The organism is Mesorhizobium xinjiangense (genome assembly GCF_009749525.1).
GTDB classification, from domain to species: domain Bacteria; phylum Pseudomonadota; class Alphaproteobacteria; order Rhizobiales; family Rhizobiaceae; genus Mangrovimarina; species Mangrovimarina xinjiangensis.
Genome location: NZ_WOAC01000003.1, coordinates 40,121 through 65,094, shown reverse-complemented (window position 1 = coordinate 65,094; position 24,974 = coordinate 40,121). Strand labels below are relative to the sequence as shown.

Genomic DNA, 24,974 nt, shown 5'->3' with positions numbered 1-24,974 from the left:
GTTCCCGTATATTGGCTTCCGTGCTAAGCGGCAACTCGTTTTCAGCCATCAACAGCCAAGGATCGGATTGTGCCCATGGCATTGGAGTTCGACACGCGGTTTGAGCCGGCCTATGGCGAGCCGGTCCCCGCCGCCGACAAGGTGGTGCGCATCACGGTCAACAATCCGAGCGCCTTCACCTTCCACGGCACCAATTCCTATATCGTCGGCCGGGACACGCTTGCCGTCATCGACCCCGGGCCCGAGGATGAGGCGCATTTCGCCGCGCTCATGGCCGCGATCGGCGATCGCCCGGTCAGCCACATCCTGGTCAGCCATACCCATCGCGACCACTCCCCCCTGGCGCAGCGGTTGAAGGCGGCGACGGGCGCGCTCGTCTGCGCCGAAGGCCCGCACCGTCCGGCACGGCCCTTGCGGATCGGCGAAACCAACCCGCTCGACGCCAGCGCCGATGTCGATTTCGTGCCCGACATTGCGCTTGGCGACGGCGACCTGGTCGACGGCGATGACTGGTCGCTGCGCGCCGTCCACACGCCCGGCCATACGGCGAACCATGCCGCATTCGCGCTCGAGGGAACCGGCATCCTGTTTTCGGCCGATCATGTCATGTCCTGGGCAACGTCCATCGTCGCCCCGCCCGATGGGGCGATGTCGGACTACATGACATCGCTCGAACGCCTGCTCGAACGCGACGACCGCCTTTACCTGCCCGGCCATGGCGGCCCGGTCGTCAAACCGAAGGCTTTCGTGCGCGGACTGAAGACGCATCGCAAGATGCGCGAACGTGCCGTCATCGAGCGTCTGAAGGGCGGTGACAGCCTGATCTCGGAAATGGTGGCGGCGATCTATCGCGACACGGACCCGCGCCTGCACGGCGCGGCGGCCCTGTCGCTGCTGGCGCATCTGGAGGATCTCGTCGGGCGTGGCGTCGTCAAGACCGAAGGCGAGGTTTCGCTCGACGCCCGCTACGCGCTGGCCTGAACTCCAGCCGGCATCACTGCACCGGGATTTGCGTTGCGCGCTCGTCGAGGTCGGCAAGAAAGCGTGAGATCCGGGCGGCATTCTCACCCAGATCGTGGGCGCCGTAGCGCGAGGCGGAGCGCATATCGACATAGCTTGTCTCGCCCTCGTCGGAGATGCGCAGGGCCACGTCCGACGGGAAGCCGAAGATAGCGGAGCGCGCCTCGACGGTGATGAGGACAATGCCGCGCGAGGGCTGCGGTCCATCGGGCGAAACAACCGCCCATCCCCTCTCGGCGATGAGCTGCAAGGCGGCCTGCGCAACCGCGTCGGACGATAAGGAATAGCGCCGCCCGTTGATCTGCGGATAATGCTCGGCGACGAGCAGCGCCTGGCGCGGATCCGGCGATGCCGGCCGACCGGCGAGCGCCGGCGGGTCGACGCTGTCGGTGCTGATATCGCTGATACGCGGCAAGGTCACGACGCGCCAGGCTCCGTAGCCGAAAGGGGCCAGGACGAGCGCTGCCATGACAGCGCCGGCAAGTGCGTTGCGCCCTGCCCTGTCGCCGGTCTCCCACAAGCGGACGAAGCCGGCAGCCGCGAGGCAGAATGCCGCCAGGCCGAGCAGGCAGACAATGCTCAGCACCACCAGGAAGGGCCGAGTCTCGATCAGGCCGAAGCGATGCCCGGCGGCACTGATAACGAACAGCACCAGCGCGAACGCGCCCGTTCGCACCGACCAGACCGCCGCGCGCGATGTGCCCCTGATGAACCGAGCCGCCACGATCGAAGCCATCCACCCTGCTTTCCGGCCAATCTCACATCATTCCGAGCCCGCTCACCCCATTGGCAAGCGGTAGTCGCGAAACTGATCCCGCAGCGCCGTCTTCTGGATCTTGCCGGTGGCCGTGTGGGGAATCTCCTCGACGAAGGCCACATCGTCGGGCAGCCACCATTTGGCGCATTTGCCTGACATGTATTCCAGGATTTCCTCCTTGCGAGGCTCTTTGCCCGGCTTTGCGACCACAACGAGAAGCGGCCGTTCGTCCCATTTCGGGTGCGCAACACCGATGACCGCCGCCTCGGCGATGTCGGGATGGCCAACGGCGAGATTTTCCAGGTCGATGGTCGAGATCCACTCGCCGCCCGACTTGATCACGTCCTTGGCGCGATCGGTGATCTGCATGTAGCCGTGCGGATCGATATGCGCCACGTCGCCAGTGTCGAACCAGCCTTCGTCATCGAACTGCTCTGCACCGGCACCGCCGTAATAGCTTGCGGCCACGGCCGGACCGCGCACCTTGAGCCGGCCGAACGTCTTGCCGTCCCAGGGCAGTTCGCGGTTCTCGTCGTCGGTGACCTTCATCTCGACGCCGAACGGCGCATGTCCCTGCTTTTGCTTGATGTCGAACCGCGCCTCGCCTTCCAGGTCGGCATAGTCCGGCTTGAAGCTGGCAAGCGAGCCGAGCGGCGACATTTCCGTCATGCCCCAGGCATGGATGACCTCGACGCCATAATTCTTCTCGAACGTCTCGGCCATGGCGCGCGGGCAGGCCGAGCCGCCGATCACCACGCGCTGCAGATAGGGCAGCGCCTTGCCGGTCTCCTCCAGATGCTGCAGCAGCATGAGCCACACGGTCGGCACCGCGGCGGTAAAGCTGACCTTTTCCGTGTTCAGCAATTCGTAGATCGACGCGCCGTCCATCTTGCCGCCGGGCATGACCAGCTTGGCGCCGGCCATCGGGGCGCTCTGGGCAAGCCCCCAGGCATTGGCGTGGAACATGGGCACGACCGGCAGCACGACGTCGCGCGACGACAGTCCCATGGCATCGGGCATGCAGGCCATCATGGCGTGGAGCACGTTGGAACGATGGCTGTAGACGACGCCTTTCGGTTCCCCCGTGGTTCCCGACGTGTAGCACATGCCCGCCGCCTCGTTTTCTTCGAGCGCGCACCATTCGAAGTCACCGTCCGCCTCGGCCAGCCATTCCTCGTAGGCAACGACATTCGGCAGAGCCGTGTCCGGCATGTGGGCCGCATCGCTCATGACGATGATCTTTTGCAGCGACGCCACGTTGGGCGCGATCTTCTCGACGATCGGCATGAAGGTGAGATCGACGAAGAGACATTTGTCCTCGGCGTGGTTCATGATCCAGCCGATCTGATCGGGGAAAAGCCTCGGATTGAGCGTATGGTAGACACCGCCCATGCCCATTGCCCCGTACCAGGCCTCCATATGGCGCGCGGTGTTCCAGCCGAGCGTGGCGATGCGGTCGCCCCGTTCGAACCCGTCGCGTGCAAGACGTTGCGCGACGCGCAGTGCACGGTGGCGAAGCTGTGCATAAGTGGTTCTGACGATCGGCCCCTCCACCGATCGCGAGACGATCTCGCGACCGCCGTGCTGGCGCGCGGCGTGGTCCAGGATCTTGTGACAAAGCAGCGGCCATTGCTGCATCAGTCCGAGCATGTCGTTCCTCCCGTTTATCGGCTGACACATTGTGTCCGCCGGACGCCCGATGTCCAGTACCGGCATGCGCTTCGAACGCAAATTTACCGTTTCCATCAAAGGGATGACTTGCCTAAATCCTGCCATGCTGTAAGGAAAGTGTTATTCGGGCGGGGCGTTAGCGGCGAGGAGTCGTCATGCACGCGCACCAGACTACGGAATCGGAGAAGCGATCCGTTCCGCTTGAGGCAATCGAGTTCGAGCTCGCGCTCAATGCCGAAAACATTCGTCAATCCGGCTTCGAGGCATCCGTGCGGCGCGCCTTGACCCGGTCGAGCGGCTCGCTGCTCTTCCTCATGCCCGTCTCCGATATCCCGCATTGCCAGCGCATAGCGGCGATCCTGGCTGGCAAAGGGGCCGAAAGCCAGCTTCTCCTCGTTTTGCTGCATAGTGACGGCGATTCCTTCCACATCGAAACGGCCGAAGAATCGGCGCTCAAGCCCTATGCGAATGTCGCGATGTCGTATCGCAACGTTCTCGAACGCCTCGCCGGCGGCAGCGAGGCGACGACGCACTGAAGCATCTAGTGGTTCGTTTCCAACATTTGCATCCCATTTGCATCGGCCCTGTGGGCAAATGTTGGAAACAAAAGAACCACTAGCAAGCCTATGATTCTAGTGGAACTTTCGAATTTGACATTCGATTTCTGGGGCGACATCGAGTGAGTATCGAATGTCAAATTCGTTCCACTAGAGAGAGGTGAATTGCGGCTCTGCGTGGCGAGGCCGGTTCCGGCGCCCTGGCGGTTTGCGCAGCTTGAAGCCGCGGGCGGGCCCTCTATTGTGTTACAAAGATCCGGATCGCGTCACGATGGAGGCATGTGCATGACTGCCACCGCCAACCCCTCTCCCGGCTATGCCCGCAATCCCGGCAAGGTCATTACGCTCGAACCGGTGACCGGCACGGTGACGGTGCGCGCTGGCGGCACGGTGATCGCCCGCAGCACCCGCGCCATGAAGCTGAGTGAACCGCCCTATCCGCCGGTTCTCTACATTCCCTTCGACGACGTCCTGTTTGAGCACCTGGAAAGGACCGCCCACTCCACGCACTGCCCCTACAAGGGCGACGCCTCCTATTGGACTGTGCTCGCGATTGGCGAGACGGGCGAAAATGCCATGTGGGCCTATGAGGCGCCGTTCGACGAAATGCTGGCGATCAAGGACCACGCGGCGTTCTACCCCGACCGCGTGACGGTGGAGACGGTGCCGGGCTGATTTACCCCACGCGAATTGATTTTGTGGGGTAAGCCGACGAAGTTCGTCGCGTCAGGCTCAATGCTCGTTTTCACACAGATCGTGCCGGCCGAGCGCCTGGATCACGTAGCAGTCCTTCACCGTGTCGCCTTCGCAATGCGTGGCGATGCGGTCCAATTCGGCCTCCAGCCGCTGCAGCCGGGCGATCTTTTCGCGCACGGCCTGCAGATGCTCGGCGGCGATGCGGTCGGCATCGCGGCAAGGGCGGTCGGGATGGCCGCTCAACTCCAGCAATTCGCGGATCGCGTCGATCGCAATGCCGAGATCGCGTGCGTGCCGAACGAAGACCAGCCGCTCGAGCTCGTCCTCGCCGTAGCGGCGCTGGTTTCCGTCGGTGCGGCCGGGCGCAGCGAGCAGTCCCATCTGCTCGTAATAGCGGATCGTCGGCACTTTCACGCCCGAGCGCCGCGCCATTTCTCCGATCGAATACATGGGGCGAAAAACCTCTTGAAGCTCTAGTCGCTATAGATTGTAGGGTCGCATCACGTCACGATCAAGGAGCACCGGATGAGCGCCGGCCAACTGGCCGGGAGCCAGGCCCTGAAGGCCGACGCGCTCGATTTCTTTGCCGATGCGCTGACCTACGCGATCTCGCTCGCCGTCATCGGCGCCTCGCTCAAGACGCGCGCGACGGCGGCGCTGGCCAAGGGGATCAGCCTGGCGCTCATGGGGTCATGGGTTTTCGGCTCGACCGTCTACCGCGTTTTCGTGCTCGGGGTGCCGCAGGCCGAAATCATGGGCGCCATCGGCTTCCTGGCCCTGGCGGCAAACCTTTTGAGCGTGCTTTTGCTCGTGCGCTACAAGGACGGCGACGCCAATGTGCGCTCGGTCTGGCTGTGCTCGCGCAACGACGCGATCGGCAATGTGCTGGTCATGGCCGCCGCTCTCGGCGTGTGGGGCACTGCGACGGGCTGGCCCGACATCGCGGTCGCCGCCTTCATGGCCGTGCTGTTCCTGTCTTCGGCGTTCCAGATCCTGCGCCAGGGGATCGGCGAATACCGCGCCGGAGCGTCGCTGCAAACAGCTCCCGAACAGGCGGCGCCGGATGCCTGCGACTGCTGCGCCCCGGCGCACGACCATGCCCATGGGTGACGCCCGGCGTCACTCAGCCCTTGGCGACAGCGGCCTGGGCGGCGGCCAGCCGGGCGATCGGCACGCGGAAGGGTGAGCAGGACACGTAGTCCAGCCCCAGTTCGGCGCAAAAGCCGATCGAGGCCGGATCGCCGCCATGCTCGCCGCATATGCCGAGCTTGATGTCGGGGCGCGCCTGGCGCCCGCGCTCCACACCAATGCGCACCAGTTCGCCGACGCCGTCGATATCCAGCGTGACGAAGGGATCCTGCTCGATGATGCCCTTTTGCCGATAGGCCTCCAGGAAAAGAGCCGCGTCATCGCGCGAAATGCCGAAGGCCGTCTGGGTCAGGTCGTTGGTGCCAAAGGAGAAAAAGGCGGCCGATGCGGCAATGTCGCCTGCCCTGAGGGCGGCGCGCGGCAACTCGATCATCGTGCCGCACAGATAGGCGATCTCCACACCGCTTTCTTCCATCACGGCCTTGGCCACCTGGTCGATGCGCGCCTTGACGAACTCGAACTCCTCGATCACGCCGACCAGCGGCACCATGATCTCCGGCTCCGCGGGGCGTCCGGTGCGCTGGCCGGCCTCCACCGCCGCCTCGAAGATCGCACGCGCCTGCATTTCGGCGATCTCGGGATAGGAAATGGCCAGCCGGCAGCCGCGATGGCCGAGCATCGGATTGAGCTCGTGGAGCGATTCGGTGCGTTGGCGCAGCGTATCGGCGGGCACGCCCATTGCAGCGGCCACCTCGGCGATTTCCTCCTCGCCCTTGGGCAGGAATTCGTGCAGCGGCGGATCGAGCAGCCGGATCGTTACGGGCATGCCCGCCATGATCTCGAACAGTTCGACGAAATCCGAGCGCTGCATCGGCAGGAGCTTGGCCAGCGCGGCGCGGCGCCCCTCCTCGGTGTCGGCCAGGATCATCTCGCGCACCGCAACAATGCGGTCGTCATCGAAGAACATGTGCTCGGTGCGGCATAGACCGATGCCCTCGGCCCCGAAGGAGCGCGCCATGCGCGCATCCGCCGGCGTCTCGGCATTGGTGCGCACCTTCATCTGCCGGATTGCGTCCGCCCATTCCATGATCGAGGCGAAATCGCCCGAAAGTTCCGGCTGCAGCATGGCGACGGCCCCGGCAAGCACCTGGCCGTTGGCGCCGTCGATGGTGATGACGTCGCCCTTGTTGAAGGTGCGACCGAGCGCCTGCATCGTCTGTTTCTTGTAATCGACGCGCAGCGATCCCGTGCCCGAGACGCAGGGCTTGCCCATGCCACGGGCGACAACGGCTGCGTGGCTGGTCATGCCGCCGCGCGTGGTCAGGATGCCTTCGGCCGCGTGCATGCCGTGAATATCCTCCGGGCTCGTCTCCACGCGCACGAGAATGACCTTGCGGCCATGGGCCTTGAGTTCCTCGGCCTCGTCGGAGGAAAAGACGATCTCGCCGGTCGCCGCCCCCGGCGAGGCCGGCAGGCCGATGCCGATGACGTCGCGCGAAGCCTCCGGGTCGATCGTCGGATGCAGAAGCTGGTCCAGCGAGGCGGGGTCGATGCGCGCCACCGCCTCCTCACGCGTGATCAGCCCTTCCTCGGCCATTTCGACGGCAATCTTCAGCGCCGCCTTGGCGGTGCGCTTGCCGGCGCGCGTCTGCAGCATCCACAACTTGCCCCGCTCGATGGTGAATTCGAGGTCCTGCATGTCGCGATAATGGCCCTCCAACGTATCGGCGATGCGCACGAAATCGGCAAAAGCGTCGGGAAGGACCTTCTGCAGGGACGGCTTGTCCGAACCGGCCGCGACACGCGCCTCCTCGGTCAGGCTTTGCGGCGTGCGGATGCCGGCCACCACATCCTCGCCCTGGGCGTTGACCAGGAATTCGCCGTACAGCTTCTTTTCGCCGGTGGACGGATTGCGCGTGAAGGCGACGCCGGTCGCCGAATCATCGCCCATATTGCCGAACACCATCGCCTGCACATTGACCGCAGTGCCCCAGCTTTCCGGGATGTTGTGCAGCCGGCGATAGGTGATGGCGCGATGGTTCATCCAGGAGGAAAAGACCGCGCCGATGGCCCCCCAGAGCTGTTCGCGCGGATCCTGCGGAAACGGCGTGTCGAGCTCCTCGAGCACTTTCGCCTTGTACAGATCGACGATGCGCGACCAGTCCTCTGCGCTCAGATCGGTGTCGAACTCGTAGCCCAGCCCTGCCTTTCCGTCTTCCAGGATCTCCTCGAAATTCTCGTGATCGAGCCCCATCACGACGTCGCAATACATCTGAATGAAGCGGCGATAGCTGTCATAGGCGAAGCGCCTGTCGCCCGAATCGCGCGCCAGCGCCTCGACCGTCTCGTCGTTCAGGCCGAGATTGAGGACGGTATCCATCATGCCCGGCATGGAGGCGCGGGCGCCGGAGCGCACGGACACGAGGAGCAAATTGTCCGGATCGCCGAAGCGCCGGCCGGTGACCTCGCCGACCTTTGCCAGCGCCCGGTCGACCTCGGCCTCGAGTTCTTCGGGATAGGTCCGATCGTTGGCGTAGTAATGGGTGCACAGCTCGGTGGTGATGGTAAAACCGGGGGGCACCGGGAGCCCGAGACTGCACATCTCGGCCAGGTTGGCGCCCTTGCCGCCAAGCAGGTTGCGGTCGCCTGCGCCGCCCTCCGCCGATCCTCCACCAAATGCAAAGACCCATTTCGCCATTTACGGCCTCCCGATATCTCTTGCGCCAGACGTGATATTGATTTGTCGGGGCAAATGCCATCCCGTTTAGGCGCTTCTCGGACCAAAAGACGACATTGGAAAGGACATCTCAAGGCGGACGGCAGAAGAAGAATGCTCAGGCGGCAATCTGCAGCCGCGAGGTGCGTTCGCACATGATCGAAGCATATTGCGTCGGCGTTGCCGGCACCCTATAAGGTCGGGCGGCCGGTCCGGGCCGTGCGTCTGCGTTGACGACATGGCAATTTACAACGTGTATCCGGCCTTCAGGATTGGGGCGTAGCCAAGCGGTAAGGCAACGGTTTTTGGTACCGTCATGCGCTGGTTCGAATCCAGCCGCCCCAGCCACTCTCGTTAAACCATTGATATAAATACCTCGGCCAGCCGTTTTCGCGCTCCCGCCCCGCCGTCGCGTCTCACACGAACTTGCGGAACAGCTTGGTCTTGTCGAACAGTTCCTCGAGTTCGCTCATGCGCTGGCTTGTCGTCTCCCAGGTCCGTGTCTCGATGGCCGCGATCAGCGCTTCGGCGATGAACAGGATGACAGCCGTCGAATCCCATGCCGAGGGCACCTCGATGCGCGCATGGAAGCAATGGGCGGCATGGCGGGCGGCGGGCGAGCCCCACTGGTCGGTAAACAGGATAATCGTCACATCGCGGGCCCGCGCCATTTCGGCCAGCCGCAGGATATCGTGCTCATAGCGGCGGATATCGAAGGCGACCAGCACATCGCCCGGACGCATGTTGAGCACGTAGTGCGGCCATGAATTCGAGTTCGAGGCGATCTGCGTCACGCCCGGCCGGATCACCTGCATGTGCGTGAAGAAGTGGTCGGCCATGGACCGGGTGATGCGCCCGCCCACGACATGCACATTGCGGCTCTCGCCCGCAAGGAGTTCCGCCGCTGCGTCGAAGGTGCGCTTGTCGAGCTGGTGCAGCGTCTGGCGAATATTCTCCGTCACTGCATCGGCGAAGCGGCTCAGGAGATGGCCATGGAGCGGCGTTTCCGCCCACAGGTCGTGCTTGGTGATCGGGCTGGAGATGGTCGCCTGCAGTTCCGCGCGCAGCGCCGCCTGCAACTCCGGGAACCCGCCGAAACCGAGCTTCTTGGCCATGCGCACAACCGTTGGCGAAGACACGCCGGCCGATTCAGCCACGGCCGTTATGCTTTCGATGCCGAGCATCGGATAATTGTCGAGCAACGCATTGGCGAGTTGCCGCTCGGCCCGTGTGAGTTCCTCGAAAGCGCCGCGCAGGCGCTCGGCCACCGTCTTGTTGTTCGCCGGCTCCATCTGCGCCCTTCGCCTCCCGATCCGCAATCGCGTCTGAAATTTTCTGCTGCGCGACGCTTGTAGCAAAAATTTCAGAATTAATCTTGACCGCGCCACTGAATATGAAAGGATAATTTCCAAGACGGCAAGGGGGCCACGTCATTGTCGGGGACAGGCAAGGAAATGGGAGAGACTGACGCAGGGTTGATCGTCGAGACGATCAATCCTCAAGGGACGGGTCAGATCGTGCTTGCATGCGAGCACGCGTCCAGCTTCATCCCGCCCGAGTTCGGCAATCTCGGCCTCACCGACACAGCGCTCGAAAGCCACATCGCCTGGGACCCGGGCGCGCTTGCCGTGGCACAACGCCTGTCATCGCTACTCGATGCGCCCCTGGTGGCGCAGCGCGTTTCCCGTCTCGTCTATGACTGCAACCGGCCGCTGAGCTCGCCGGGCGCGATACCGGTGCGAAGCGAGGTCCACGCCGTTCCCGGCAATGCGGGTTTGAGCGAAGCCGAGCGGAGCGAACGGGCAAATCGCTTCTGCAAACCCTTTCGCAAGGCGCTCGACGCCTGCCTCGACGCACGCATGGAGAGCCACGGCAAGCCGCTGCTTGTCACCATCCACTCCTTCACGCCGATCTATTTCGGTGTTCGTCGCGAGGTCGAACTCGGCATTCTGCACGACGGCGACACGCGACTGGCCGATGCCATGCTCGCCCTCATCGAGGGCAATGCCGAACCGGTCGTCCGGCGCAACGAGCCCTACGGCCCGGACGATGGCGTAACCCACACGCTCAAAATGCACGGCCTGTCGCGCGGCATTCCCAACGTCATGCTGGAAATCCGCAACGACCTGATCGCAAATCCGACAGGCCAGGCCGAATGGGCCGCCCGGCTGGCCGCCTTGCTGCGGCGCGCGGTGCGCGACCTCAGCGCTGAAAGAGGAGAACGGTCGCATGCCTGAAGCCCGCCGAGAAGGGGCGCATGCCCCGTTCCGCATGGGGCGCGGCGCGTGAATCTGCTTGCCGCCTATATCCGGATCGTCGACCGGTTCAACCGCCGGGTCGGCCGTTTCGCCATGTATCTGATCTTCGCCATGATGGCGGTGCTGTTGTGGTCGTCCATTTCAAAGTATGCCGGCTCGCCCGCGCTTTGGACGCTAGAGATGGCGCAGTTCATCATGGTGGCCTACTACATTCTCGGCGGCCCCTACTCCATACAGCTTGGCGACCATGTGCGCATGGACCTGCTCTATTCCGGCTGGTCGCCAAGGCGCAAGGCGGCGATCGACAGCGTCACCGTCCTGTTCCTCATCTTCTATCTCGTCGTCCTGCTTTATGGCGGCATCTCCAGCACGACCTACGCACTCGAATACGGCGAGCGCGCCCATTCCGTCTGGCGGCCCTATATGTGGCCGGTCAAGCTCGTCGCCACGACCGGCGTGGTGCTCATGCTGATGCAGGCGCTGGCCGAATTCTTCCGTGACATACTCTATCTGCGCGGCGTCAGCGTGGATCACCCGCATGAGGCCGGCCTGTGAGCTACGAACTGATCGCACTCTTCATGTTCGCCTCGATGATGGCGCTGCTTGTGACCGGGCAGCGCGTCTTCGGCGTCATCGGCGCGGTGGCCGTCATCGCCGCGCTGCCGCTATGGGGCACGGGCGGCGTGGAGATCGCCTTCGCCCAGTCGATCAAGCTGATGAAATGGTATCCGCTCTTGACGCTGCCGATGTTCATCTTCATGGGCTACATGCTGTCGGAAAGCCGCATCGCCGACGATCTCTACCGCATGTTCCATGTCTGGTTCGGGCCGGTGCCGGGTGGCCTGGCCATCGGCACGATCGGCCTGATGGTCGTCATCTCGGCGATGAACGGGCTGTCGGTCGCCGGCATGGCCATCGGCGCGACCATCGCCCTGCCGGAGCTTTTGCGCCGCGGCTACGACAAGCAGATGATCACCGGCGTCGTTCAGGGCGGCTCGAGCCTCGGCATCCTCATCCCGCCATCGGTGGTATTGGTCCTTTACGGCATGATCGCGCGCCAGCCGGTCAGCCAGCTCTGGCTCGCGGGTGCCTTGCCCGGCTTGCTGATGGCCGGTCTGTTCGTCGCCTATATCGCCGTACGCTGCTATTTCCAACCGCATCTGGGTCCGCCGCTCCCGCCCGAGGAGCGCGCCGAGATCACCTGGGGCGAGCGCATCCGCCTGCTGCGCGCCGGCATCCTGCCCTTCATGATCTTCTTCCTCATGAACGGGCTGTTCCTGATGGGCGTCACCAGCCTGGTGGAGAGCTCGGCCGTCGGTGCGGCGTCGGCCATGGCCGCCGCCATCATCAAGCGCCGCCTGACGCGCAAGGTGTTCGAGAACACGGTGCGCAAGACGCTCGGCATATCCTGCATGTTCATGTGGATCATCCTGGCCGCGCTCTGCTTCGGCGCCGTGTTCGACGGCCTTGGCGCGGTGAAGGCAATCGAGGGCTTCTTCCTCGACCGGCTCGGCCTCGACCGTTGGCAGATCCTGATCCTGATGCAGCTCAGCTTCCTCTTGATGGGAACCTTCCTCGACGACACGGCGATGCTGGTCATCGTCGCGCCGCTCTACGTGCCGTTGGTCCGGGCGCTGGAATTCGACCTCGTCTGGTACGGCGTGCTCTACACGATCACCTGCCAGATCGCCTATATGACGCCGCCCTTCGGCTACAATCTCTTCCTGATGCGCGCCATGGCCCCGCCCGAGATCAAGCTGCGCGACATCTACCGGTCGGTCATTCCCTTCGTCGCGGTTATGGTTCTCACCCTCATAATCGTGATGATGTTCCCGCAACTGGCGCTGTGGCTTCCCGCCCAGTTCCGGGGAACGCTTCAGGGGTGAGATCAAAGACAAGAAACGCGAACCACCAGAGAAGGAGAACAGCATGTTTAGCAGACGCAAATTTCTCACCAAGGCCGGCGCCGCCGGCGCCGCAGCGGCAGGAACGGCACTGGCCGCACCGCCCGTCATCGCGCAGGAGCCGATCCGCTGGCGCATGCAGACCTATGCCGGCGCGACGCTCGGCCAGTATGTCACCCAGCCCTTCGTCGACGCCTTCAACAAGGCGGCCAATGGCGAGATGGAGATCGAGCTCTTCTTCGCCGATCAGATCGTCCCGACCGGCGAACTCTTCCGCGCCATGCAGGCGGGCACCATCGACGCGGTGCATTCGGACGACGATTCCATGGCCGCTCCGGTGGAAGTCGGCATCTTCGGCGGCTACTTCCCCTTCGCCACGAAGTCGATCCTGGACGTGCCGGTGCTCTTCCAGCAATACGGCCTGGCCGACATCTGGCGCGAGGCCTATGCCAAGGCCGGTGGCGTCGTCTGGCTCTCGGCGGCGGGTCAGGATCCCTGCAACTTCAACACCAAGAAGGAAGTCACGAGCCTGGACGACCTCTCGGGGCTCAAGCTCTACACCTTCCCGACGGCCGGCCGCTTTCTTGCCAATTTCGGCGTGGTTCCGGTTTCCATCCCCTATGAGGACGCCGAAGTCGCCGTCCAGACCGGCGAGCTTGACGGCATGGCCTGGTCGGGCATCACCGAGGACTACACGGTGGGCTGGGCCGATGTGACCGACTACTTCCTGACCAACAATATCTCCGGCGCCTGGATCGGCTCCTGGTTCGCCAACGAGCAGAAATGGGCCGACCTGCCCGAGCACCTGAAGCAGCTCTACATGTCCTGCATGGAAGCCAGCCACACCTACCGCAACCAGTGGTACTGGGGCGGCGAGGCCAAGCTGCGCGCCTCCGGTGAGAAGTTGCAACTGCGCTCGGTTCCAGCCGCCGAATGGAAGCAGGTTGAGGATGCTGCCGTGAAATTCTGGGACGAGATCGCCGCCGAAAGCGAGACCAAGGCGAAGGTGATCGAGATCTTCAAGGCGTATAACGGCGTCATCAACAACGCCGGATTCCCCTACTCCGAGTCCTGATTTCGCAGGGCAACCGACACGCCGCTTCCGGGACAGCCCGGAGGCGGCATATATTGTTCGACCTCGTTTCAGGAAGCGTTTCCATGGCCGGTAAGCTCACCATTCAAGATCTCAAGACCGCCGCGGGCGCCGGCGAAATCGACACCGTGCTCGTGGCCCTGGTCGACATGCAGGGGCGCCTGATGGGCAAGCGCTTCCATGTCGACTTCTTCCTCGAAAGCGCATTCGAGGAGACCCATAGCTGCAACTACCTGCTCGCCACCGACCTGGAAATGTACACCGTCGAGGGTTACCACTCGACGAGTTGGGCCGCCGGCTACGGCGATTACACCATGAAGCCGGACCTTTCGACCCTGCGCCGCATTCCCTGGCTGGAGGGCACCGCGCTCGTTCTGGCTGACGTGCTCGACCACCACACGCATGAAGACGTCCCCCATTCGCCGCGCGCCATCCTGAAGAAGCAGATCGCCCGGCTGGAAGCCATGGGCATGAAGGCGATGATGGCCTCGGAACTGGAGTTCTTTCTGTTTCGCGACTCTTTCGAGGAAGCCAATGCCAAGGGCTATCGCGGGCTCGAGCGCATCAGCGCCTATAACGAGGACTACCACATCTTCCAGACCACCAAGGAAGAAGGCGTCATGCGCGCCATCCGCAACGGGCTGAACGGCGCCGACGTGCCGGTCGAAAACTCCAAGGGAGAGGCCGATGCCGGGCAGGAAGAGATCAATGTACGGTATGCCGACGCGCTGACCATGGCCGACCGGCACGCCATCATCAAGAATGGCTGCAAGGAGATCGCCTGGCAGAACGGCCGCGCCATCAGCTTCATGGCCAAATGGGACGACAACGCAGCCGGCAATTCGAGCCACGTCCACCAGTCTTTATGGGCGCTCGACGGCAAGCCGCTGTTTTTCGATCCCAAGGGCGATCACGGCATGTCGGAGACGATGCGGCACTATCTGGCCGGGCTGCTCGCCCATGCAAGCGAGATCACCTATTTTCTCGCGCCCTACGTCAACTCCTACAAGCGCTTCGCCGCCGGCACATTCGCGCCCACCAAGGCGATCTGGTCTTTCGACAACCGCACCGCCGGCTACCGTGTGTGCGGCGCCGACACCAAGGCGGTGCGCGCCGAATGCCGCGTCGGTGGCGCGGATCTGAACCCCTATCTGGCCTTCGCGGCGCTAATTGCCGCCGGGCTCGATGGCATCGAAAACAAGCAGGAGCTGGAGCCGGCCTTTGTCGGCGACGCCTATCACGGCGAGGGCATCCGCGAGATACCGTCGACATTGCGCGGCGCGACAGTGGCGCTCGACGGCTCGAAAATGCTGCGCGCGGCGTTCGGCGACGAGGTGATCGATCACTATGTCCACGCCGCCCGCTGGGAACAGGAAGAGTTCGACCGCCGCGTTACCGACTGGGAGGTGAGGCGCGGTTTTGAGAGGGCGTGAGATGACGAAAACACTGCAATGCATTTCCCCCATCGACGGCTCGGTCTTCGCCGAGCGGCCGGTCATGGATCCCGAAGCCGCCGCCACACTGGTGGCGCGCGCGAAGGCTGCCCAAAAGTCATGGGCGAAACTCCCGCTCGATGAGCGCATCAGGCTCGTCAATGCCGGAGTCGCCCGGCTCAACGAAATGGCGGACGAGGTGGTGCCGGAACTTGCCCACATGATGGGCCGGCCGGTGCGCTATGGCGGCGAATTCGGCGGCATGAACGAGCGCGCGAGCTATATGGCGCAAATCGCCGAACGCGCGCTTGCCCCCATCGTGCTGGAGGATTCCGAGACGTTCGACCGCCGCATCATGCGCGAGCCGCATGGCGTGGTCGGGGTGATCGCGCCGTGGAACTATCCCTATATGACTGCCATCAACACGGTCGTGCCGGCGCTGATCGCGGGCAACGCCGTGGCGATCAAGCACGCCACGCAGACGCTGCTGGTGGGCGAGCGCATGGTGCGCGCCTTCCACGAGGTGGGCGTTCCCGAGGAGCTCTTCGTCAACCTGTTCCTCGATCATGCGGGCACGGAAAAGCTGATCGGCGCGCGCGCCTTCGACTTCGTCAATTTCACCGGCTCCGTCGGCGGCGGGCGCGCCATCGAGCGCGCGGCGGCCGGAACCTTCACCGGCCTCGGGCTGGAGCTTGGCGGCAAGGATCCTGCCTATGTGATGGAGGATGCCGACATCGACTGGGCCGTCGACGTGCTGATGGATGGTGCGATGTACAATGCCGGCCAGTGCTGCTGCGGCATCGAGCGCATCTATGTGGCACAACAACATTTCGACGCCTTCGTGGAGAAATCCGCCGACTGGGTGTCGAAGCTGAAGCTCGACAACCCGCTGGCGGAAGAAACCACCATCGGGCCGATGGCCAACAAGCGCTTCGCCGATACGGTGCGTTCGCAGACGCAGGACGCGGTGGCGCAGGGCGCGAAAGCACTGGTCGATCCCAAACTCTTTCCGCAGGATGACGGCGGCACCTATCTGGCGCCGCAGATCCTCATCGACGTGAACCACCAGATGCGTGTGATGCGCGAGGAGAGTTTCGGCCCCGTGGTCGGCATCATGCCGGTCAGGAACGACGCCGAAGCGCTCGACCTGATGAACGATTGCGAATTCGGCCTCACCGCATCGCTGTGGACGGCAGATGCCGAGCGTGCTTCGCGCCTTGCCGCAGAGATCGAGACCGGCACCGTCTTCATGAACCGCGCCGACTACCTGGACCCCGGCCTGTGCTGGACCGGCTGCAAGAACACCGGGCGCGGCGGCGCGCTGTCCGAGATCGGCTATCACAATCTGACCCGTCCGAAGTCCTATCATTTCAGAAAGATCAAAGCATGAGCGTGAGCGTTAACTGGTCCTATCCGACAAGCGTCCGTTTTGGCGCGGGCCGCATCAAGGAACTGGCTGATGCCTGCAAGGCGGCCGGCATTTCAAAGCCGCTGCTCGTCACCGACCGTGGCCTGGCATCGCTGCCGATCACGAAGAACGCGCTCGACCTTCTGGCGAATGCCGGACTTCAGGCGGTACTGTTAGCCGATGTCGATCCCAATCCGAACGAGAAGAACCTCGCCGCCGGCATCAACGCGTTCAGGGACGGCGGGCATGACGGCGTCGTCGCCTTCGGCGGCGGCTCGGGGCTCGATCTGGGCAAGCTCGTCGCCTTCATGGCCGGGCAGACGCGCCCGGTCTGGGACTTCGAGGACATCGGCGACTGGTGGACGCGCGCCGACAGCGCCGCGATCGCCCCCATCATCGCCGTGCCGACCACGGCGGGCACCGGCTCGGAAGTGGGCCGCGCGGGCGTGCTGACCAATTCCGAGACCCATGTGAAGAAGATCATCTTCCACCCGAAGATGCTGCCGGCCATCACCATCTGCGATCCCGAGCTGACCGTCGGCATGCCAAAGGTCATCACGGTCGGCACCGGCATGGATGCCTTCGCCCATTGTCTTGAGGCCTATTCCTCCAGTTTCTATCATCCCATGAGCCAGGGCATCGCGCTGGAGGGCCTGCGGCTGGTCAAGGAAAACCTGCCGAAGGTGGCGGCCGATCCGAACGATATCGAAGCGCGCGGCCACATGATGAGTGCTGCGGCGATGGGTGCGGTGGCCTTCCAGAAGGGGCTCGGTGCGATCCACGCCCTGTCGCATCCCGTCGGTGCGCTCTACAACACCCATCACGGCATGACCAACGCCGTGGTCATGCCGGCGGTGCTCGCCTTCAACCGGCCGGCCATCGAGGCGCGTATTGCCTCCGCTGCCCGCTATATGGGCATCGACGGCGGCTTCGACGGCTTCTATGCCTTCGTCATGAAATTGCGCGCAGATCTCGGCGTGCCGAACGGTCTTGCCGAACTGGGCGTGGGAACCGACCGGTTGGACGAGCTTGTTTCCATGGCTCTGGAGGACCCGACCGCCGGCGGCAATCCGGTCGAGATGACGCCCGAGAACACCCGCGCGCTTTTCGAAGCCGCAATGTGAATTGCAATGCCGTTCCAATCCCTCCCCTGTCCTGAGCTTGTCGAAGGGGGAGGGATTGATAGCGAGGGCCGGCGGTCGAAGCCGGCACGACGAATCATTAGATCGGCTCACCCGTTCACGGAATCGGCTCGCCGATCCAACTCTTTGATTTCACGCAATTCCGAACGGAGAACCGGTTTCCACTTCTCCTGGAATTGCTCTAGGGCTCAGGCTTCCTTGTCGAGACGCCGTTTCTCGGGGAAATACCAGCGCATCACGTGGCGCAGATTGTCGGCGCTCTCGCGGGCCCAGTTGCGCATGATCTCGCAGCCGAAGGAAATCGCGGTGACCGGCTGCGCGCCGGCCTGGATCATCCTGTCGAATGCGCGATCATGGGCCACGGATGAAATCCCGCCGACGGCGTCGGCTACCGGGAAGACCTCGTAGCCTTCACCCAGCATGTCGAGTGTCGGAAAGGCCAGGCAGACCTCGGTCCACAAGGCGCCGATGACGATCTTCTTGCGCCCCGTGGCAATGACAGCATTGCGGAAATCCTCGTCCTCCCAGGCATTGACGCCGGTCCGGTCGATTTCCTCGACGCCGGGCAGCGCCTCGCGGATCTCCGGGATCGTGCCTTCGTTGACGCCCATGTCGACGGCAACGGTCGAAAGGATCACCGGGATGTCGTAGGCCGTTGCAAGCTTGCACACCGCCAAGACGTTCATGGTGATTGCCTCGGGCGATGAGGACGTGACGGACGAATATTGTTCGGGCTGATAATCGATCAGCACCACAGCGCAATTTTCCGGTGTCAACAGCCGGTCCGACTTCGAATCACGGATCGGTTCGACTTGGGTCTTGGCCATATTGCTTCTCCAATGCTGGCGTTGTCGATCTCTTCAACCTGATTGATCCCACCTGACGGCGGTCGGGGGGATGCCGCGATCACGGCGGCGCACCCGCCCAGTCGCGGGCCGCCGACAGATCGTCGGGCGAGAGTTCGTGACCTGCCGGTACCGTGCGCGTATCGAGCGCCGCGCCGCATGTGCCGAGCCAGTCGTTCAGCCGTGGCGCAAACCGGGCATAGGGGTCCTTTGCGCCGGTCAGTGTCAGCACACGCTGTCCCGACAGATCGGCCTGCGGCGGATCGTCGAGAACCGCCATCGCGCGGATCAGAACGGCACGGCGGATGAGATCGGGGTAAAGCCCCATCACCGCGCCGGCAAAATTGGCGCCGTTGGAATAACCCAACACGGTTATCCGGTCGCGATCGAGCCCGTAGCCGCTGGCGGCGCCCTGCATGAAAGCTTCGAACGCCTCGGCCTCGGAACGGATATCCGCCTGGTCGAAACTGGCCATGCCGAAACGCCGGAACCAGCGCAGGATGCCCTCCTCCGTCGCGCGTCCGCGCACGCCCAGAAGCGTTGCCCGCGGATTGAGCCGGTGGCCCAGGGGCATAAGGTCCGCTTCGCTGCCGCCCGTGCCGTGCAACAGCACGATGGTCGAGCCGTCGGGGTTTTCAGGAATGTGGAAACGGTGGACGAATGGCAGGTCGCGCACCGGCATTCGCTCCTCGCCCGGCAGGGCGAACTGCGGCAGCATCACCCGCAGATCCTCTGCCCGCTCGGCATCATCCGGCGGAATGAAGAGCGTCCGTCCAAGCTGGTCGGGCGGCTCGTCGACGGCAAAACCAGGCCCGTCCGTCGCCAGCTCGATCAGCGTTCCGGCAGGCTCGCGCACATAGAGCGAGGTGAAATATTTCCGGTCATGGACATTGGTGGGCGAAGAATTGAGGCGGGCCAGCGCACTCTCCTGGGCTTTGACCTCCGCTCGATCCGCCGCCCGAAACGCCACATGGTCCGCCACTCCCGTGCCCGGCAGGCCGGGTACGAAACCGCTGGCATCGCGAATGTCCACGGCATCGGTCGCCGAAAGCATGCGCTGCACCGAACCTTCCACTGGCCCCTTCCGGTAACCGAAGCGGGCGATGAAGGCGGCCGTTTCTTCGGGCGCCTCCGACCAGATGGTCACCGCGCGTAGCCGCGACGGTGCGCCCTTCCAGGCTGCCGCGCTTTTCATGTCGGCGCCGACGAGCTTGACGATTATGCGGTCGGGGTCCTTAAGCCGCAGCACCGGTTCGCCGAATTCGCGCATCGGTCCCTCGACGGCGATGCCGTGGTCCAGGGCCCGCGTCAGCCAGTTGCCGATACTGTCGGGCGGCACGGCAAAGGCGACTTCCGTCACCTGCCCGTGGCCGACACGGCCCGCAGCGCCATCCTCCCACACCAGGAAGGTGATCAGCGAGCCAGGCGAGCCCGCCCCGTCGCCGTAGAACAGATGCAGTTGTTCGCCATCCTCAAACCCGCCGGTCTGCTTGACCAGCCGCAAGCCGAGGAATCCGGCATAAAAGTCGACATTCGCCTGAACCTTGCGCGTAATCAGCGTGACGTGATGGATGCCTGTGGCCATCTCACTTCCAGTTCCCGGATCGCAAATTACGCCTCGGAGCATTCTGGCCGATAAACATCCGCATGTTCAAGCCGACAGGCTGGACAAGGATGCCGGACGGATGCGGCGACCCGTCCTGATGGGGCGAGACGAATTTGGGATTGATCATGCGGTCAGGCGGGCGTAAAAGAACATAACAGGAACATTTCGGAGGCATGCGATGAAATCGACCGGAAAGCTCGACTACCTGGAAATGCCGGCCGGACGGGGCACGCTCGACAGCGTCAAGGCGTTCTACAGCGCCGCCTTTTCCTGGAGTTTCACCGATTACGGCCCGACCTATTCCTCCTTCGACGAAGGGCTCGAAGGCGGTTTCCAGGCCGAGGGTGCAGAGGCCGGCGCCGCGCCACTGCCGGTGCTCTACTCGGAGGACCTGGAAGCGACGCTGAAGGCGGTGGAGGACGCCGGCGGGACGATTGTGCGGCCGATCTTCGCCTTTCCCGGCGGCCGGCGCTTTCATTTCACCGACCCGGCCGGAAACGAGCTCGCCGTGTGGGGCCAGTAAGGCTGCGCCTCAGCCGGCCTCGCGCAACTGTTCGGCCGTCTGCAGGTCGACGGAGACGAGCTGGCTCACGCCCTGCTCGGCCATGGTGACGCCGAACAGGCGCTTCATGCGCGCCATGGTGATGGGATTGTGCGTAATGATGACGAAGCGGGTATCGGTGGTGGTGGCCATCTCGTCCATCAGGTTGCAGAAACGCTCGACATTGTGATCGTCGAGCGGCGCGTCGACCTCGTCGAGCACGCAGATGGGCGCCGGATTGGTCAGGAATACAGCAAAGATCAGCGCCATCGCCGTCAGCGCCTGCTCGCCGCCCGACAACAGCGTCATGGTCTGCGGTTTCTTGCCCGGCGGCCGGGCGAGGATCTCCAGGCCAGCCTCCAGCGGATCGTCGGATTCAATGAGCTGCAATTCTGCCGTGCCGCCGCCGAACAGATGCGTGAACAGGCGCTGGAACTGGCCGTTGACCACGTCGAAGGCAGCCAGCAGGCGCTCGCGCCCTTCCCGGTTCAGGTTCTGGATCGCCTGGCGCAGCTTCTTGATCGCCTCGATGATGTCTTCGCGTTCCGACACGATGAGGTCCAGCCGCTCGGCCAGTTCCTTCTGCTCCTCCTCGGCCCGCAGATTGACCGCGCCCAGCCTCTCGCGCTCCACGCGCAGCCGGTCGACCTTGCGTTCGACCTCGGCGGCGTCCGGCATCGGATCGCCTTCCTTCAGGCCGGTGTGGCCGATCACCAGATGCGGAGCAATGCCGAGCGCCTCCTGGATGCGCGCCTCGGCGTCGCGCCGCCGCTCGTCGGCCGCCGTCAGCCGCTCTTCGGTCCTGGCGCGTCCCTCGCGCGCCTCGGCCAGCGTCTGGATCGCCTGATTGGCCGCCTTGTCGAGCTCGGCCTGCCTGGATTCGGCTTCGGCCAGGACGTCGGCCAGTTCGCTGCGTTTTTTCTCTGCTGCGGCAAGCTCGGAAAGCAGCGCCCGGCGCTTGGCGTCGAGTTCGTCGGGGGCATCCTGCGTTCCCGCTAGCTCGTCGGCCGTCTCCTGCCGCCGCTCGGTCAGGGCCGCGATCTGCTGATCGGCATTTTCGGCCCGCGACACCCAGCTTTGGCGGTCGCGCGCGATCGCTTCCAGCCGCCGTTGGCGGGCTTCGGCCTCACGCTTCAGCCCGTCATGGGCTGCGCGCGCATCGGCCAGGCCCGCGCGATCCTCGGAAACGTTGGCCGACTGGCCGTCGAAACGGGCCTGCAGGTCCGCCGGATCGGGGGCATCGGCGAGCGCGGCGCCGGCTTCGGCCAGTTGCGCCACCACCTCATCGCTGCTCTCGACGATGCGCGCCAGGGATTCGTTCAGCGCGGCACGGCGGGTTGCCAGTTCGCCCGCCGCCTTCTCGGCGCGGGCAAGTGCATCGCGCGCCTCGCCCAGCGCACGCTGCGCCTGCCGCCCGTTTTCGCGCGCCGCCTTTTCCGCCTCGACGGCCTCGCGCAAGCCTGTCTCGGCCCCGGCAAGCTCACCCTCGACCGCACGCACCCTTGTTGCGGCCTTTGACGCTTCCTGCTCCAGTTCGGCCAGCCGGTTCTTCTGTGCCAGGCGCTGCGCCGCCGCCGTCGGCGCGTCGGCGCTCGCCGTATAGCCGTCCCAGCGCCACAGCGCGCCATTGCGGCTGACGAGACGCTGGCCCGGCTTCAACTGCTTTTGCAGGCGGGCGCCTTCATCCTCTGCCTCGATCACGCCGATCTGGGCGAGCCGGCGGGCAAGCTGTGCGGGCGCCCGCACAAGCTCGTTCAGCGGCCGGACCCCTGACGGAAGCGCGGGATCGTCCGCCGCGGGTTCCATATCGCCCCAATGGATCGGCGAGGCCCTGTCGAGCGGCACGTCGAGATCCTCGCCAAGAGCCGCGCCCAAGGCGGTCTCGTAGCCGCGTTCGACGCGCAACTGTTCGAGCACGGCCGGAAAGAGCCCCCCGTCGCCGGCGTTAAGCACCTTGGCCAGCGTCTTGGCCTCAGTGTCGATGCGCGCCAGCTCGCCGCGCGCTGCCTCAACCGGCTGGCGCGCCGCCACTTCCCTCTCGCGCGCCGCGGCAACGGCTTTTTCCGCCGCCTCGCTCGCCGCTTCCGTGTCGGCCACGCCTTGTTCGGCCGCTTCGACCTCGGCCTGCTTTTCCGCCGGGTCGGCCAGGGCCGCGATCTTCTCGGCGATCGCCGCGATCTCGCGCTCCGCCTCCGTGTGCTGGCGGTCCAGCCTGTCGCGGCGCTCTGTATGCTCGCGCACGGCGCGTTCGAGCTGGGTGCGCTGGGCATGCGCCTCGGCGCGCTGCGACGTCACCTTGGCAAGTTCCGCCTCGCTGAGCGAGAGCCGCGCCGTTGCTTCCTCCAGCGCGGCGCGCGTTTCCGCCTCGCGTTCGGTCGCCTCCGCCTGCTCGGCATTGAGGCTGCGCTCCTCCTCGTCGAGACGGGCCAGCGTCTCGGCATTGTCGCGCATCATGCGCCCTTCGCGCTCGATGTCGGCGTCGAGCTGCTCGAGGCGGCGTTCCAGCTCCGTGCGGCGCCGGCCCAGACGCTCCGCCTCCTCGTCGATCTGCGTGCGCGCGATGGTCAACCGCTGCACGGCGGCGGCGGCCTTGGCCTCTTCGTCGCGCATTTCAGGCAGACGCATCGCGCCGACGGCCTGCTCCTTGGCCGCATTCATCTGCGCCTGTGCGCGTTCGCCGACAAGCGAGGTCGCCCCCGACAGGGCGGACTGGGCCTCCGCCTCCTGCGTCTTGGCCTGCGTCCAGCGCAGATGCAGAAGGATCGCCTCGAACTGGCGAATGTCGGCCGACAGGCTCTTGAAGCGGACGGCCTGGCGCGACTGGCGCTTCAGGCTCTCAATCTGGCTCGTCAGTTCGCCGACAACGTCATCCAGTCGCTCGAGATTCTGCTCAGCGGCGCGCAGCCGCAATTCCGCCTCGTGGCGCCGCGAATGCAGCCCGGAAATGCCCGCGGCTTCCTCCAGCAGCGCCCGGCGCGCCTGCGGCTTGGCCTGGATCAGCTCGCCGATACGGCCTTGCCCGACCATCGAGGGCGAACGCGCACCCGTCGACTGGTCGGCGAACAGAAGCTGCACGTCCTTGGCGCGCGACTCCTTGCCATTGATGCGGTAGACCGACCCGGCCTCGCGCTCGATGCGCCGCGAGATCTGCAGCTCGTCGGAATCATTGTAGGCGGCGGGCGCGGAACGATCCGAATTGTCGAGAAACAGCGTGACTTCGGCAGTGTTGCGCGCGGGCCGCGTTCCGGAGCCGGAAAAGATGACGTCGTCCATGCCCGAAGCGCGCATGTTCTTGTATGAGTTCTCACCCATCACCCAGCGTAGCGCCTCGACAAGGTTCGACTTGCCGCAGCCATTGGGGCCGACCACGCCGGTCAGCCCGCTCTCGATAACGAATTCGGACGGTTCGACGAAGGATTTGAATCCGAGAAGGCGAAGCCGGGAAAAGCGCATCACGCCGCCTTTCCGTGGCGTGCGGGCGCGCCGAAGCCGCGCCCGCCGAGGACGCTGGCGTTAAAGCATGCTGTCGATGATCGCCGACATCTCGTCAATCGACATGGCCCCCGCGTATTTATTGCCGTTGATAAAGAAGGTCGGCGTGGCCTCCACACCAAAATCTTCCGCGCCGCGGTTTCTTACCGCTCTCACATCGTCCAGAAGTTCCTGGTTCGTCAAGCAGGCCTCAAAGGACTCCTGTGAAAAACCGGCAAGTTTAGCAATCTGCAACAATGCCGATCTGGCATCCTGGACCGGTGCCCAGCTTTCCTGTTGCTTGAACAGGACATCGGTCATGGCGAAATACTTGTCGTCGGCGCAGCGCGCCAGCATGAAGCCGGCCTCGGCGCGCGGATCGAAGGGGAATTCGCGCATGACGAGGCGCGCCTTGCCGGTGTCGATATATTTCGACTTCAGCTCGGGGAAGGTCGTGCGGTGGAAGTGGGCGCAGTGGCTGCATGTCATCGACGCATATTCGACGATCGTCACTGGCGCGTTCTCGTCGCCCAGCGCCATCTCCGGCAGCGGTCCCGGTTCCATCAGCTTGGCCGCATCGACGGTCGCCAGTGGCTCGGGAGCCGCGGACGTCGAGGCCGTGGTCTCGGCCTGCGCCACCGTGTTGGCGGAGGTGCCTTCGGCTTCGCTTTCGCTGCAGGCGGCGAGCAGTCCGGCAGAGGCCGGCAGGGCTGCCACCGAGGCGATGAAGTTTCTGCGCGAAATTAAGCGGAGCATGCGAATCACCT

21 protein-coding genes and 1 tRNA gene are annotated in these 24,974 nt (G+C 64.5%); 13 read left to right on the top strand and 9 right to left on the bottom strand.

Going from position 1 to position 24,974, the window contains the following annotated elements:
* Positions 1–75: 75 nt before the first annotated feature.
* The gene (locus GM909_RS04515) at positions 76–981 is read left to right on the top strand and encodes an MBL fold metallo-hydrolase (protein WP_157015019.1); all 906 of its coding nucleotides are present in this window, start codon (positions 76–78) and stop codon (positions 979–981) included.
* Positions 982–994: 13 nt separating this feature from the next.
* Here GM909_RS04515 and GM909_RS04510 read toward each other — a convergent pair whose 3' ends face one another.
* Together GM909_RS04510 and GM909_RS04505 are read right to left on the bottom strand one after the other, a co-directional pair.
* Entirely contained in the window at positions 995–1,756 is a 762-nt protein-coding gene (locus tag GM909_RS04510; protein WP_157015018.1) for a DUF1499 domain-containing protein, read from the bottom strand.
* A 42-nt stretch (positions 1,757–1,798) separates the two neighbouring features.
* Positions 1,799–3,427, bottom strand: a complete 1,629-nt coding sequence (locus tag GM909_RS04505; RefSeq protein WP_157015017.1) for a fatty-acid--CoA ligase — start codon at positions 3,425–3,427, stop codon at positions 1,799–1,801.
* A 176-nt stretch (positions 3,428–3,603) separates the two neighbouring features.
* On the opposite strand from GM909_RS04505, the gene GM909_RS04500 reads away from it, so the two are divergent.
* Together GM909_RS04500 and GM909_RS04495 are read left to right on the top strand one after the other, a co-directional pair.
* Positions 3,604–3,984, top strand: coding sequence for a hypothetical protein (locus tag GM909_RS04500; protein WP_157015016.1), 381 nt, complete (start codon positions 3,604–3,606; stop codon positions 3,982–3,984).
* A 306-nt stretch (positions 3,985–4,290) separates the two neighbouring features.
* Positions 4,291–4,680 carry a DUF427 domain-containing protein gene (locus tag GM909_RS04495; RefSeq protein ID WP_157015015.1) on the top strand — a complete coding sequence of 130 codons (390 nt, stop codon included), beginning with the start codon at positions 4,291–4,293 and terminating at the stop codon, positions 4,678–4,680.
* 57 nt (positions 4,681–4,737) lie between these two features.
* Here the strand turns inward: GM909_RS04495 and GM909_RS04490 are convergent, their stop codons facing one another.
* Positions 4,738–5,151, bottom strand: coding sequence for a MerR family transcriptional regulator (locus GM909_RS04490; protein WP_157015014.1), 414 nt, complete (start codon positions 5,149–5,151; stop codon positions 4,738–4,740).
* Positions 5,152–5,187: 36 nt separating this feature from the next.
* On the opposite strand from GM909_RS04490, the gene GM909_RS04485 reads away from it, so the two are divergent.
* Positions 5,188–5,811, top strand: a complete 624-nt coding sequence (locus GM909_RS04485; protein ID WP_407941249.1) for a cation transporter — start codon at positions 5,188–5,190, stop codon at positions 5,809–5,811.
* Positions 5,812–5,824: 13 nt separating this feature from the next.
* On the opposite strand, the gene ppdK is transcribed toward GM909_RS04485, so the two are convergent.
* Positions 5,825–8,488, bottom strand: coding sequence for a pyruvate, phosphate dikinase (gene ppdK / locus GM909_RS04480; RefSeq protein ID WP_157015012.1), 2,664 nt, complete (start codon positions 8,486–8,488; stop codon positions 5,825–5,827).
* A gap of 291 nt (positions 8,489–8,779) precedes the next feature.
* Between ppdK and GM909_RS04475 the strand changes: the two genes are divergently transcribed.
* Positions 8,780–8,854: transfer RNA gene (locus GM909_RS04475), tRNA-Gln, on the top strand.
* 68 nt (positions 8,855–8,922) lie between these two features.
* On the opposite strand, the gene GM909_RS04470 is transcribed toward GM909_RS04475, so the two are convergent.
* Positions 8,923–9,798: a MurR/RpiR family transcriptional regulator gene (locus tag GM909_RS04470; RefSeq protein ID WP_157015011.1), complete on the bottom strand. Its 876-nt coding sequence runs from the start codon at positions 9,796–9,798 to the stop codon at positions 8,923–8,925.
* A 162-nt stretch (positions 9,799–9,960) separates the two neighbouring features.
* On the opposite strand from GM909_RS04470, the gene GM909_RS04465 reads away from it, so the two are divergent.
* The 7 genes from GM909_RS04465 (at position 9,961) to GM909_RS04435 (ending at position 17,726) form a co-directional block, all read left to right on the top strand.
* The gene (locus GM909_RS04465) at positions 9,961–10,743 is read left to right on the top strand and encodes an N-formylglutamate amidohydrolase (RefSeq protein ID WP_157015010.1); all 783 of its coding nucleotides are present in this window, start codon (positions 9,961–9,963) and stop codon (positions 10,741–10,743) included.
* A 48-nt stretch (positions 10,744–10,791) separates the two neighbouring features.
* On the top strand, positions 10,792–11,319 hold the full coding sequence (locus GM909_RS04460; protein ID WP_157015009.1) for a TRAP transporter small permease subunit: 528 nt from the start codon (positions 10,792–10,794) through the stop codon (positions 11,317–11,319).
* Entirely contained in the window at positions 11,316–12,650 is a 1,335-nt protein-coding gene (locus GM909_RS04455; protein ID WP_157015008.1) for a TRAP transporter large permease, read from the top strand. The genes GM909_RS04460 and GM909_RS04455 overlap by 4 nt, the downstream gene beginning before the upstream one ends.
* Before the next feature lie 43 nt (positions 12,651–12,693).
* The gene (locus GM909_RS04450) at positions 12,694–13,743 is read left to right on the top strand and encodes a TRAP transporter substrate-binding protein (RefSeq protein ID WP_157015007.1); all 1,050 of its coding nucleotides are present in this window, start codon (positions 12,694–12,696) and stop codon (positions 13,741–13,743) included.
* Positions 13,744–13,826: 83 nt separating this feature from the next.
* On the top strand, positions 13,827–15,194 hold the full coding sequence (locus tag GM909_RS04445) for a glutamine synthetase family protein (RefSeq protein ID WP_157015006.1): 1,368 nt from the start codon (positions 13,827–13,829) through the stop codon (positions 15,192–15,194).
* A gap of 1 nt (position 15,195) precedes the next feature.
* Entirely contained in the window at positions 15,196–16,584 is a 1,389-nt protein-coding gene (locus GM909_RS04440) for an aldehyde dehydrogenase family protein (protein WP_157015005.1), read from the top strand.
* A complete protein-coding gene (locus tag GM909_RS04435; protein ID WP_157015004.1) occupies positions 16,581–17,726 on the top strand; it encodes an iron-containing alcohol dehydrogenase in 1,146 nt (381 codons plus the stop codon). The genes GM909_RS04440 and GM909_RS04435 overlap by 4 nt, the downstream gene beginning before the upstream one ends.
* Before the next feature lie 206 nt (positions 17,727–17,932).
* Here GM909_RS04435 and GM909_RS04430 read toward each other — a convergent pair whose 3' ends face one another.
* Positions 17,933–18,571, bottom strand: coding sequence for a hydrolase (locus tag GM909_RS04430; RefSeq protein ID WP_157015003.1), 639 nt, complete (start codon positions 18,569–18,571; stop codon positions 17,933–17,935).
* Positions 18,572–18,650: 79 nt separating this feature from the next.
* Positions 18,651–20,174, bottom strand: a complete 1,524-nt coding sequence (locus GM909_RS04425; protein ID WP_157015002.1) for a VOC family protein — start codon at positions 20,172–20,174, stop codon at positions 18,651–18,653.
* 199 nt (positions 20,175–20,373) lie between these two features.
* Between GM909_RS04425 and GM909_RS04420 the strand changes: the two genes are divergently transcribed.
* Positions 20,374–20,718: a VOC family protein gene (locus GM909_RS04420; RefSeq protein WP_157015001.1), complete on the top strand. Its 345-nt coding sequence runs from the start codon at positions 20,374–20,376 to the stop codon at positions 20,716–20,718.
* Between the two features lie 9 nt (positions 20,719–20,727).
* On the opposite strand, the gene smc is transcribed toward GM909_RS04420, so the two are convergent.
* Positions 20,728–24,189 carry a chromosome segregation protein SMC gene (gene smc / locus GM909_RS04415; protein WP_157015252.1) on the bottom strand — a complete coding sequence of 1,154 codons (3,462 nt, stop codon included), beginning with the start codon at positions 24,187–24,189 and terminating at the stop codon, positions 20,728–20,730.
* Positions 24,190–24,249: 60 nt separating this feature from the next.
* Positions 24,250–24,963 carry a DsbA family protein gene (locus tag GM909_RS04410; protein ID WP_157015000.1) on the bottom strand — a complete coding sequence of 238 codons (714 nt, stop codon included), beginning with the start codon at positions 24,961–24,963 and terminating at the stop codon, positions 24,250–24,252.
* Positions 24,964–24,974 lie beyond the last annotated feature (11 nt).

Bases quoted from the DNA above. Each gene is read 5' to 3' on its own strand.
- GM909_RS04515 (WP_157015019.1), top strand. From the start codon at position 76: ATGGCATTGGAGTTCGACACGCGGTTTGAGCCGGCCTATGGCGAGCCG.
- GM909_RS04510 (WP_157015018.1), bottom strand. From the start codon at position 1,756: ATGGCTTCGATCGTGGCGGCTCGGTTCATCAGGGGCACATCGCGCGCG.
- GM909_RS04505 (WP_157015017.1), bottom strand. From the start codon at position 3,427: ATGCTCGGACTGATGCAGCAATGGCCGCTGCTTTGTCACAAGATCCTG.
- GM909_RS04500 (WP_157015016.1), top strand. From the start codon at position 3,604: ATGCACGCGCACCAGACTACGGAATCGGAGAAGCGATCCGTTCCGCTT.
- GM909_RS04495 (WP_157015015.1), top strand. From the start codon at position 4,291: ATGACTGCCACCGCCAACCCCTCTCCCGGCTATGCCCGCAATCCCGGC.
- GM909_RS04490 (WP_157015014.1), bottom strand. From the start codon at position 5,151: ATGTATTCGATCGGAGAAATGGCGCGGCGCTCGGGCGTGAAAGTGCCG.
- ppdK (WP_157015012.1), bottom strand. From the start codon at position 8,488: ATGGCGAAATGGGTCTTTGCATTTGGTGGAGGATCGGCGGAGGGCGGC.
- GM909_RS04470 (WP_157015011.1), bottom strand. From the start codon at position 9,798: ATGGAGCCGGCGAACAACAAGACGGTGGCCGAGCGCCTGCGCGGCGCT.
- GM909_RS04465 (WP_157015010.1), top strand. From the start codon at position 9,961: ATGGGAGAGACTGACGCAGGGTTGATCGTCGAGACGATCAATCCTCAA.
- GM909_RS04450 (WP_157015007.1), top strand. From the start codon at position 12,694: ATGTTTAGCAGACGCAAATTTCTCACCAAGGCCGGCGCCGCCGGCGCC.
- GM909_RS04445 (WP_157015006.1), top strand. From the start codon at position 13,827: ATGGCCGGTAAGCTCACCATTCAAGATCTCAAGACCGCCGCGGGCGCC.
- GM909_RS04440 (WP_157015005.1), top strand. From the start codon at position 15,196: ATGACGAAAACACTGCAATGCATTTCCCCCATCGACGGCTCGGTCTTC.
- GM909_RS04435 (WP_157015004.1), top strand. From the start codon at position 16,581: ATGAGCGTGAGCGTTAACTGGTCCTATCCGACAAGCGTCCGTTTTGGC.
- GM909_RS04430 (WP_157015003.1), bottom strand. From the start codon at position 18,571: ATGGCCAAGACCCAAGTCGAACCGATCCGTGATTCGAAGTCGGACCGG.
- GM909_RS04425 (WP_157015002.1), bottom strand. From the start codon at position 20,174: ATGGCCACAGGCATCCATCACGTCACGCTGATTACGCGCAAGGTTCAG.
- GM909_RS04420 (WP_157015001.1), top strand. From the start codon at position 20,374: ATGAAATCGACCGGAAAGCTCGACTACCTGGAAATGCCGGCCGGACGG.
- smc (WP_157015252.1), bottom strand. From the start codon at position 24,189: ATGCGCTTTTCCCGGCTTCGCCTTCTCGGATTCAAATCCTTCGTCGAA.
- GM909_RS04410 (WP_157015000.1), bottom strand. From the start codon at position 24,963: ATGCTCCGCTTAATTTCGCGCAGAAACTTCATCGCCTCGGTGGCAGCC.